At 63.4% G+C, this 8,907-nt stretch carries 11 protein-coding genes; 5 read left to right on the top strand and 6 right to left on the bottom strand.

Features of this window, described 5'->3' with window-relative positions; genetic code table 11:
* The 3 genes from BG35_RS10170 to efp form a co-directional block, all read right to left on the bottom strand.
* Window positions 1-219: phycobiliprotein lyase (locus BG35_RS10170; RefSeq protein WP_034416930.1), on the bottom strand; the 219-nt coding region annotated here is incomplete at its 3' end.
* A gap of 308 nt (window positions 220-527) precedes the next feature.
* Window positions 528-986: an acetyl-CoA carboxylase biotin carboxyl carrier protein gene (gene accB, locus BG35_RS0103850; protein WP_025781782.1), complete on the bottom strand. Its 459-nt coding sequence runs from the start codon at window positions 984-986 to the stop codon at window positions 528-530.
* A gap of 44 nt (window positions 987-1,030) precedes the next feature.
* The gene (efp, locus tag BG35_RS0103855; RefSeq protein ID WP_025781783.1) at window positions 1,031-1,588 is read right to left on the bottom strand and encodes an elongation factor P; all 558 of its coding nucleotides are present in this window, start codon (window positions 1,586-1,588) and stop codon (window positions 1,031-1,033) included.
* A 105-nt stretch (window positions 1,589-1,693) separates the two neighbouring features.
* Here efp and BG35_RS0103860 point away from each other — a divergent pair, with 105 nt between their 5' ends.
* Window positions 1,694-2,809, top strand: coding sequence for a peptidylprolyl isomerase (locus BG35_RS0103860; protein ID WP_025781784.1), 1,116 nt, complete (start codon window positions 1,694-1,696; stop codon window positions 2,807-2,809).
* On the top strand, window positions 2,802-3,920 hold the full coding sequence (gene thiL / locus BG35_RS10175) for a thiamine-phosphate kinase (protein WP_080688009.1): 1,119 nt from the start codon (window positions 2,802-2,804) through the stop codon (window positions 3,918-3,920). The genes BG35_RS0103860 and thiL overlap by 8 nt, the downstream gene beginning before the upstream one ends.
* Here thiL and gap read toward each other — a convergent pair.
* Window positions 3,848-4,888: a type I glyceraldehyde-3-phosphate dehydrogenase gene (gene gap / locus BG35_RS0103870; protein ID WP_025781786.1), complete on the bottom strand. Its 1,041-nt coding sequence runs from the start codon at window positions 4,886-4,888 to the stop codon at window positions 3,848-3,850. The genes thiL and gap overlap by 73 nt on opposite strands.
* A 200-nt stretch (window positions 4,889-5,088) precedes the next feature.
* Between gap and murC the strand changes: the two genes are divergently transcribed.
* From murC to BG35_RS0103885, 3 genes are read left to right on the top strand one after another with little or no spacing between them, the layout of a single operon-like run.
* Window positions 5,089-6,474, top strand: a complete 1,386-nt coding sequence (murC, locus tag BG35_RS0103875) for a UDP-N-acetylmuramate--L-alanine ligase (RefSeq protein ID WP_269087818.1) — start codon at window positions 5,089-5,091, stop codon at window positions 6,472-6,474.
* Window positions 6,475-6,479: 5 nt separating this feature from the next.
* Complete coding sequence (murB, locus tag BG35_RS0103880; RefSeq protein ID WP_025781788.1) at window positions 6,480-7,427, top strand: UDP-N-acetylmuramate dehydrogenase; 948 nt, start codon at window positions 6,480-6,482, stop codon at window positions 7,425-7,427.
* 20 nt (window positions 7,428-7,447) lie between these two features.
* A complete protein-coding gene (locus BG35_RS0103885) occupies window positions 7,448-7,795 on the top strand; it encodes a YbaB/EbfC family nucleoid-associated protein (protein ID WP_025781789.1) in 348 nt (115 codons plus the stop codon).
* A 21-nt stretch (window positions 7,796-7,816) separates the two neighbouring features.
* Here BG35_RS0103885 and BG35_RS0103890 read toward each other — a convergent pair whose 3' ends face one another.
* Both BG35_RS0103890 and BG35_RS0103895 read right to left on the bottom strand, forming a co-directional pair.
* The gene (locus BG35_RS0103890) at window positions 7,817-8,047 is read right to left on the bottom strand and encodes a sulfurtransferase TusA family protein (protein ID WP_025781790.1); all 231 of its coding nucleotides are present in this window, start codon (window positions 8,045-8,047) and stop codon (window positions 7,817-7,819) included.
* An 18-nt stretch (window positions 8,048-8,065) separates the two neighbouring features.
* Window positions 8,066-8,907 (bottom strand): DnaJ C-terminal domain-containing protein (locus tag BG35_RS0103895; protein ID WP_025781791.1); only part of this gene is annotated, 842 nt, incomplete at its 5' end.

The following is an 8,907-nucleotide window of genomic DNA, read 5'->3' on the forward strand; positions in this document are numbered from 1 at the left end:
CCCATGCCATGTGACGGAGAAGGGGCAGCACATGGCGTTGGCTTCCACATGGTTGCTGGCCAGGAGTTCCATCAACCGGGGATCCTCCGGGGCTACGGGCGCAATGCAAATCTCGGACTCCACCTCTTCCACATGGCGGAAGGCCAGGTTGTGGCCACTGCGCTGGGCAGTCCAGACGCCAAAGGAACGGGTGACAAAGTGCTCAATGGGAGAAGCCATGGCCAGGGGAAGGTGCTGACGACCTTGGATCACAAGAGTGACCAGGACCAGTTTCACGGATCGTAGAGGTCTCGGCCGAGAATGCCTCTCCAGGCTTCCCGGAGGCCTCACCGGACCACGGCACGGCGTTTGCCCTGGCGGGTGAGGGATTGGCCCGGGAGGGGAGCAGGGCGGCCGCCCTGCTAGCGGCCGCTGAACTGAGACCACTGTCAACGCTCCAGGACTGCTGACTCACCGTGACAGGAGACCACAGGCGATAGCAATTCCAAGGGCAACTGCTGTCCAAGTCCCGGCGTTCATTCTCATCGTCACAGGGGTTTGAGGCGGAGCAGGGGTTGGTCGAACTCCACGGGGGCGCCGTTTTCCACCAGCACCTCCACCACCTCCCCGGAGATCTCCGCCTCAATTTCATTCATCAGCTTCATGGCTTCCAGGATGCAAAGGGTCTGCCCCACCTGAACCTTGTCACCCACCTCCACGAAGGGGGGCTCCTCCGGGGCCGGCGCCCGGTAGAAGGTGCCCACCATGGGGGCATGCACCTCAACCAGGTCTGATCGACCGGGAGGCGTGCTGGCTCTGGGGGTTGGCGGGCTTGCTGTTGGCGGGGCGGCAGGGGCGGCCGTAGCCGCTGGCGCGGGTTGGTTGCTGTGGTAGCGCCGCAGTTCCAGGTGAAAATCCTTGCCTTCCAGAATGAACTCCTGGATGTCGCTGCCGCCAAGCAGTGTCAGGAGGTCCTTGAGTTGACTGTGATCAAGCTGCACGATCAATGGGGAGGGGGTGAAGTGGCAAAGAAGGAACGCCGTTAAAAGAGCTATTCCCTGCTCAGGTAGGTATCGTTGCGGGTGTCAATTTTGATCCGCTCGCCGGTGCTGATAAACAGGGGCACGTTCACCTGGGCGCCCGTTTCCAGGACAGCGGGCTTGGTGCCGCCGGTGGCGGTGTCCCCCTTGACGCCAGGGTCGGTTTGGGCCACCTCAAGGACCACGGTATTGGGCAGCTCCACCTCCAACGGTTTTCCGTTCCAGGACAGAATGCTGACATCCATGCCCTCCTTCAGGTACTTGCGCTGGCCGCCAATCTGCTGGGCCGTGAGTCGCATCTCCTCAAAGGAGGTCATATCCATGAACACAAAGTCGTCCCCCTCCTTGTAGGTGTGCTGGAAGCCGGACTTCTCCAGCACCGCCTGGGGCACCATCTCTCCGGCCCGGAACGTTTTCTCCACAACGCTTCCGGACACAACCGCCTTGAGCTTGGTGCGCACAAAAGCCGATCCCTTGCCGGGTTTGACGTGGAGAAACTCAACGACACGCCAGACCTGGCCATCAAGTTCGATGCTTGTGCCCGTACGGAAGTCATTGCTGGAAATCATCCGCTGCCTGTGGTGAAGCCCACGGATTCTAAGAGGCGTCGGCCCGGTTCCCTGTGGCAGAGTTCCTCAGCAAGCAACCCATGACCGGCCCTGTGGCCAGATCCCATGGTTTTTCCAGGCTCCACCCTTCCCCTCCCCGCACCTCCAGCGCTTCGCCACCGCCCATGGCGCTGGTGTTGGTCCCTGGCCCTGGTCCTGGCTCTGTTGATTCCCCTCCCCCAACCTGCTGCCGCCCTGCCGGCGGGGGATCCCGTTACGGATCCCGGCGCCCTGCTGCGGGATGCGTTGCCCATGGACCAGCGGCAACTGCGGGACCTGCAGCACACCATGGAGGGGAGCAGAACCGATTTGCGGGCCAAGCGGTGGAGTTCCTTGACGAAGCGGTCCCGGCGCCTGCAGAGGCTGCTGAACGAAGGGGGCGCCGCCATTCAGGCGGATGCTCAACAGCGTGGCGTGGATGTTGAGGAACAACTTGAGCGCCTCGGGGAACTCCTCCTCCGGTTGGAGCAGGCGGCGGCCCGGCAGGATCGCCCCGCCTTCCTGGCGGCGCGCGCCCGGATTCTGGCGTTGATCGGTTCCATGGAAGCGGACCTGGTGCAAGGATTTCCCTTCTCCATCCCCCGGCAGTACGATGCTCTGCCCCGGCTGCTGGGGCGGGCCCAGGTGCGGCTCCACACCACGGCCGGCGACCTGCTCACGGTGGTGGACGGCTACAACGCCCCCTTGACCGCTGGCGCCTTTGTGGATCTGGTGCAACGGGGTTTCTACGATGGTTTGAGCTTTAACCGGGCTGAAGCGTTCTACATCCTGCAAACCGGTGATCCGGAAGGGGAGGCCGACGGCTTTGTGGATCCACGGACCGGGCAACTGCGCACCATCCCCCTGGAGATCCGCATTGCCAGCGAGGAACAGCCTTTGTATGACCTCACCTTTGAGGATCTGGGGCTGTTCAAGGAGACGCCTGTTCTGCCCTTTTCCGCACGGGGCGCCATGGGCTGGGCCCACTCCAGCGCCGCGGTTGATGATGGCTCCTCCCAGTTTTTCATCTTTCTGTTCGAGTCCGAGTTGACTCCGGCGGGCCTCAACCTGATTGACGGACGGTTTGCCGCCTTCGGCTACGTGGTGGAAGGCGCGGACCTGCTGGATAAGCTGACATCCACGGACCGGATCCTTGAAGCCACCGTGATCAGCGGCGCTGAAAACCTGCGGGCCCATGGGTAAGGCTCATTCCCCTTCTTTGGCGGAGTTGGGGGAGCGGGAACTGCTCAGACGTCTGGAGCGCTTTGCCCCATCGGGTCAACTGGCTGACGACGCTGCCCTGATACCGTCCCCGCCCGGCTGGCGCCGTGGGGTGGTCAGCACTGACGTGCTGGTGGAGGACCGTCACTTTTCACAAACCACCACCCCGCCCGAGTCCGTGGGTTGGCGGGCTGTGATGGCCAATGTTTCGGATCTGGCCGCCATGGGTGCGGATCGGGTTGTGGGCGTCACTGTGGGTCTGGGTTGCCCGGGATCCCTCCCCTGGCATTGGCTGGAGGCCGTCTATGGGGGCATGGTCAGGGCCCTGGACTGCCATGGGGGCTGTCTCCTGGGGGGCGATTGCGTGGAGAGCCCCGTGGTGAGCCTGGCCATGACCGCCATCGGCGCCGTGGATCAGGGGCGCGTCATCCGTCGCCGTGGGGCCCAGGTGGGAGATTGGCTGGTCTGCAGCGGCCCCCACGGCCTCAGCAGCTACGGCCTGTCTCTGCTGCTCCATGGGGTACACCCCAAACCGGGAAGCCTCCAGGCCCAGGCCGTTGCGGCCCATTGCTATCCCCGGGCCCGCCTGGATGTTCCGCCACGGCTGCGGGCTAGTCAGCCCCCAGGAACCCCCTGGCGGGTGGCGGGAACGGACAGCAGCGACGGCCTTGCCCAAGCCCTGCGCCTGCTCTGTGGGGAGCAGGGCCTGGGGGCCCATATCCATGACCTTCCCCTTCCCGCGGCCTTCATGGGCCTTCCTGGCGCGGAGCGCCATTGCCTCTGGGGTGGGGAGGATTTCGAGCTGGTTCTGGCTCTGGAGCCCTGCTGGGCCCGGACACTGCTGGAGCGTGAACCGGGCTTCTATCACGTGGGTGTGGTGACCGCCAACCGCCACCTGTTGCTGAAGGACGCCCGCAACGGCAAGCTGGGTCCTTTGCCGCCAGGGGAGCTGTTCGACCATTTCGGCCCCGCAATCCCTGTGGCGGGAAAGAACGCCGAATTAGAACGGGAAGCCCGTGTTCACGCGGCTGCGGGGGAAGGTTCCCACTTGCTGGCCACCACCTCCGCCAGGTCCACCACCCGCTGGCTGTAGCCCCATTCGTTGTCGTACCAGGCGACAACCTTGATCATGTTGTCCCCCATGGCCATGGTCAGGGCCTCGTCAAAGATGGCTGACTCGCTTGTGCCGGCGTAGTCACTGGACACCAGGGGCAGGTCTCCGTACTTGATGATGCCCGCCATGCCGTTTTGGGACGCCTCCTTGACCGCGGCATTCACTTCTTCCGCCGTCGTGGGGCGGGAGGACTCGAAGACCAGGTCCACAACGGAAACGTTGGGGGTGGGAACCCGCATGGCAATGCCGCTGAGCTTGCCCTTCACGTCGGGATACACCAAAGCCACCGCCTTGGCGGCGCCGGTGGAGGTGGGGACGATGTTCATGGCGGCGGCCCGGGCGCGGCGCAGATCCCGATGGCTGGCGTCAAGGATGCGCTGATCGCCCGTGTAGCTGTGAATGGTGGTCATCAGGCCCTTGTTGAGGCCAAACTGCTGATCCAGCACCTTGACCAGGGGGGCCATGCAATTGGTGGTGCAACTGGCGTTGCTGATGATGGTGTAGTCCCCGTGACGGTATTCATGGTCGTTGACCCCGACCACGAAAGTGCCCACACCCGGACCCTTGCCGGGCGCCGTGATCAGCACCTTGCTGGCGCCGGCCTCCAAGTGTTTCTCGGCGCCGGCCTTGGTAACAAATACGCCAGTGGACTCAATGACCAGGTCCACACCCCATTCCCCCCAGGGCAGATTGGAAGGGTTGCGGTCGGAATAGCACTTGATTGTCTTGCCGTTGACGATGATGGCTCCCTCTGCGGGAGAGATTTGCGCATCCCGGATGCGGCCAAGCATGGAGTCGTAGGTCAGCAGGTGGGCGTTGGTCTTGGGGTCGGAAGTGTCGTTAATGCCAACCACCTCAAGACCCGTCTTGTCCCCACGACTTAACCAGCAACGCAGGAAGTTGCGGCCGATGCGGCCAAAGCCATTGATGGCAACTTTCAGTGTCATGAACAGGGCGGGCAGGGGAGGTGGATTCGGCAGTGGATCATACAGAAGGCCGTTGGCTTGTAACAGCACACAACCTTTCCGCCGATGCTGCCGCAAGGGACCATGCCCCTGGCTTCTCTCGCTGATGTTTGCTTAGTTTGGGGCCGTAGGGGCGGGAGCCATTGACACACACTCTTGATCCACGGCGGCCCGTTCACTTTGTGGGCATCGGTGGTGCTGGCATGTCAGCCCTTGCGGAAATCCTCATGGCCCGTGGGTTTCGCGTCAGTGGGTCGGACATCCGCAACTCCAAATCCATCAGTACTCTGCACCGTGCCGGCGCCAGGATCACCCTCCAGCAGGACTCCAGAGCGGTCAAGGCCCTGCGCAAGGACGCTCCGCTGCCTCCCCTGGTGGTGATCAGTTCCGCCATTCAAGAAGACAATCCGGAACTGGCGGCGATCCGCAGGGCGGGAGACATGGAGGTGATTCATCGCTCGGACCTGCTGGCGGACCTGCTGGTCAGCCAGCCCCGGTCGGTCCTGGTGGCCGGCTCCCATGGCAAAACCACCACCAGCACGATTCTCAGCACCATTCTGATGGAAGTGGGTCTGGATCCCACGGTGGTCATCGGCGGCGTGGTGCCCTGGCTGGGCAGCAACGGTCGCCATGGCGGCGGCGACGTTGCGGTGGCGGAAGCGGATGAGTCCGACGGCACCCTGGTGAAATTCCGGCCACGGATCGGGATCATCACCAATCTTGAACTGGACCATATAGATCACTACACCGATCTCAGCCATCTGCTCCACACCATGGCCGAGTTCGGCCGCAACTGCCAAATCCTGCTCACCAACGGGGATTGCCCCGTTCTGAGCCGGCATCTTCCAGGCACACGGCAATGGTCCCTTGACGGGACAAGATCTGCCCACTACCACTTCTCCGATATCAGATGCCTGGGCAGCGGCAGTGAGGCGGTTGTCCACGCCGGGGCCGAGTGCCTGGGTCCCGTTTTCTGTCCCTTGGCGGGCGCCCACAACCTGGCCAATCTGGCGGCGGCCCTGGCGGCGGCCCTGGAGTTGGGAATCCCCTTCTCCGCACTGCAGAATCCTTGCAAGACCATTCGCGCCCCTGGCCGCCGGTTCGAGTTTCACAGTGTTGTGGATGGGCGGCTGCTGGTGGACGACTACGCTCACCATCCCAGCGAGGTGTCTGCAACCCTTGCCATGGCCCGGGCCATGGTGGGGAACGACAAATCCTCCCTCCCCTTAACGCCCCGGCGGCTGGTGGTGGCCTTCCAGCCCCATCGCCATAGCCGAACCAGGAACTTTCTTCAGGAATTCGCCCGGGTGCTGACCGCCGCGGATGAAGTGCTGTTGCTTCCCGTGTACAGCGCCGGGGAAAAGCCCATCGCCGGAGTCAGCCATACCAGCCTGTCCAGGGCCATTGCCGCAATTGGAGGAACAGTGCATTGCTTTGACGACCTGGAGCACTTGGCGCAGGAGTTTTACAGCTACACCCGGCCTGGCGATCTGGTGCTGGCCATGGGGGCAGGCTCCATTAACCGGCTACCCGGTCTGGTGCATTCCGCTGTTCCCATGGCAGCGTAGGCGATATGTGCCCCGTCCCCCTCCCCACCGCTGTGCGCCCCAACCAGCCGCTGGCGGGTCTGACCAGTTGGAGGGTGGGGGGAAGCGCCGAGTATCTGGCCCAGCCCCGCAGTGTCGACCAGTTGGCCAACGTGGCGCAATGGTCTGTGGCCATGGGGTTGAGGGTTCACCCCATTGGCGCCGGCTCCAATCTGCTGGTGAGCGATGAGGGGGTGCAGGGACTGTCCCTGGGCCTGAGGCGCCTGCAAGGGGTCCGGCTTGATCCCACCACGGGACTCGTCGAGTCCTACGCCGGTGAATTTCTGCCGACCCTGGCCCGCAAGGCGGCGCGAGCCGGCCTCCAGGGCCTGGAGTGGCTGGCGGGAATTCCGGGAACCGTTGGCGGAGCCGTTGCCATGAATGCGGGCTGTCAGGGGAGTTGTCTGGCGGAGTGGCTTGTTGATGTGAAGCTGCTGGACCCCGTCACAGGTAGGTTCTGGCGATGGCGGGAGCGGGACATGGCCTTTGGTTATCGTCATAGCCTCCTTCAGGAGATGGCGGCCGCCCAGACGCCGTGGGTGGTGACCTCGGTTCGCCTACGCACCAACCCCGGTCATGCCCCCCAGCGCCTTTTGCACACCATCAAGACCAACCTGGATCGGCGCCACCGAACCCAGCCCTGTCATCTGCCCAGCGGAGGCAGTGTTTTCCGCAATCCCCTGCCGATGAAAGCAGGGCGACTCATCGATGTCCTGGGCCTGAAAGGCCAGCGGCGGGGTGATGCGGAGATTTCAACGGTGCATGCCAATTTTATTGTCAACCGTGGCCGGGCCAAAGCCCGGCACGTCCAGGCGCTGATTCACCTGGTGCAAGACAGTGTCATGCGGGAGAAGAGCATCGCGCTGCAGACGGAAATCAAACGCCTGGGCCGATTTGACGATGTCAACCGGTCCTCCCCAAGTCCCGTAGGCTGATGGGAGTTTGGTCTGTCCTGATGGCCGGCTTTGGACTCCCCAATTTTTCCCAACTCACTGAAGCCTTCCAGAAGGCGCAGCAGATCCAGAAGGATGCGGTGAGGCTTCAGGAGGAACTGGATGCCCTGGTTCTGGAAGGGTTCAGTGAAGATGGACGGGCACGGATCACCATCTCGGGCAACCAGGTTCCACAAGGGGTTTTTCTGGATCCCAGCTTGCTGGCCGAGGAGTCGCAAGTGGTGGAAGCAGCCGTTCTGGAAGCCCTGCAGGCAGCCCACCAGCGTTCCACGGAAACCATGAAAGCCCGCATGGAAGAACTCACCGGAGGCTTGGGAAATCTCAACATGCCCAACCTGCTGGGGGGATGACCCTGCCCGTGACCTGCAGGGCTAGGGGGAGATGCGGGTGACGAGGACGGTTGCCTGTTGCCCGGTGTCCCTCTCCACGTCCACCCGCTGACCGGCGTCGAGAAATTGATTCACGACGCTCTCCAGGGGTTCGCCGGAATCAAGCTGCGCCCGCAGCCCTTCCCCCACCGCCAGCTTCTCGAACGCCAACTGACACCGAACGGCATTCAGAGGGCAGGGAACGCCGCGCAGGTCCAGGTCAATGGTGTCCATGGTGGTTGGAGCCCCGTCCTAGAGAAGGCCGCCAAGCATGCTGCCCTTGGCCTGGGCTTTCTTGTCCAACTGTTTGAGCAAGTTGCGGCCCTCCTTCGAGAGGCCACCGGGGATGTCCTTCTCCCTCAGGGAAAACCTGCCCTTGGGAAGTCTCACCTTGACCGTCAGCAGATGGTCACCCCGCGCCACAGGGTTGCCCAGCCTGGGAACGCCAAGACCCGGCAGGGTGAGAACTTCCCCTGGCTGGGTTCCGGCTGGCAACTCGATGGATTGATCCCCGTCCACCGTGGTCACCGTGATGGTGTCGCCAAGAATGGCTTGTAGATAGCTCACCTCGGTGGAGGAACGGATGGTGACCCCTTCCCGCTGGAACCTGGGATCGGATTCCACCTGTAATTCCACAAACAAGTCTCCGGCTGGACCACCCCGCTCTCCCGCGTTCCCCTCGCCGGCAACCCGAAGCTGCTGGTCGGATTCCACACCCCGGGGAATGGTGATGCGGAGTTTCTTGGGGGCCTGAATAGCGCCCTGACCCTGGCACGCACCGCAGCGATCCTCCGGCCTGGCTACTTTCCCACGGCCGCCACAGGTGGGACAGGTGCTCACCTGGGAAATCATGCCGAAGGGGGTGCGGCTGGTGCGGCGAACCTGACCCTGTCCCCCACAGGTTTGGCAAGTGCTCAGGCGGCTACCGGGTTTGAGGCCGCTACCTCCGCATGTGGAGCAGATTTCCCGGTGGCGGATCTGCACCTCCCGGGTTGTCCCGAAAACCGCTTCCCGGAAGGAAATGGTCAGGGGCAGGCGCAGGTGTTCCCCCTGGGTTGGCCCTTGCCGCCGCCGTGATCCGCGACCGGCTGCCG

This window comes from Candidatus Synechococcus spongiarum SH4 (assembly GCF_000586015.1).
Lineage (GTDB): Bacteria > Cyanobacteriota > Cyanobacteriia > PCC-6307 > Cyanobiaceae > Synechococcus_B > Synechococcus_B spongiarum_F.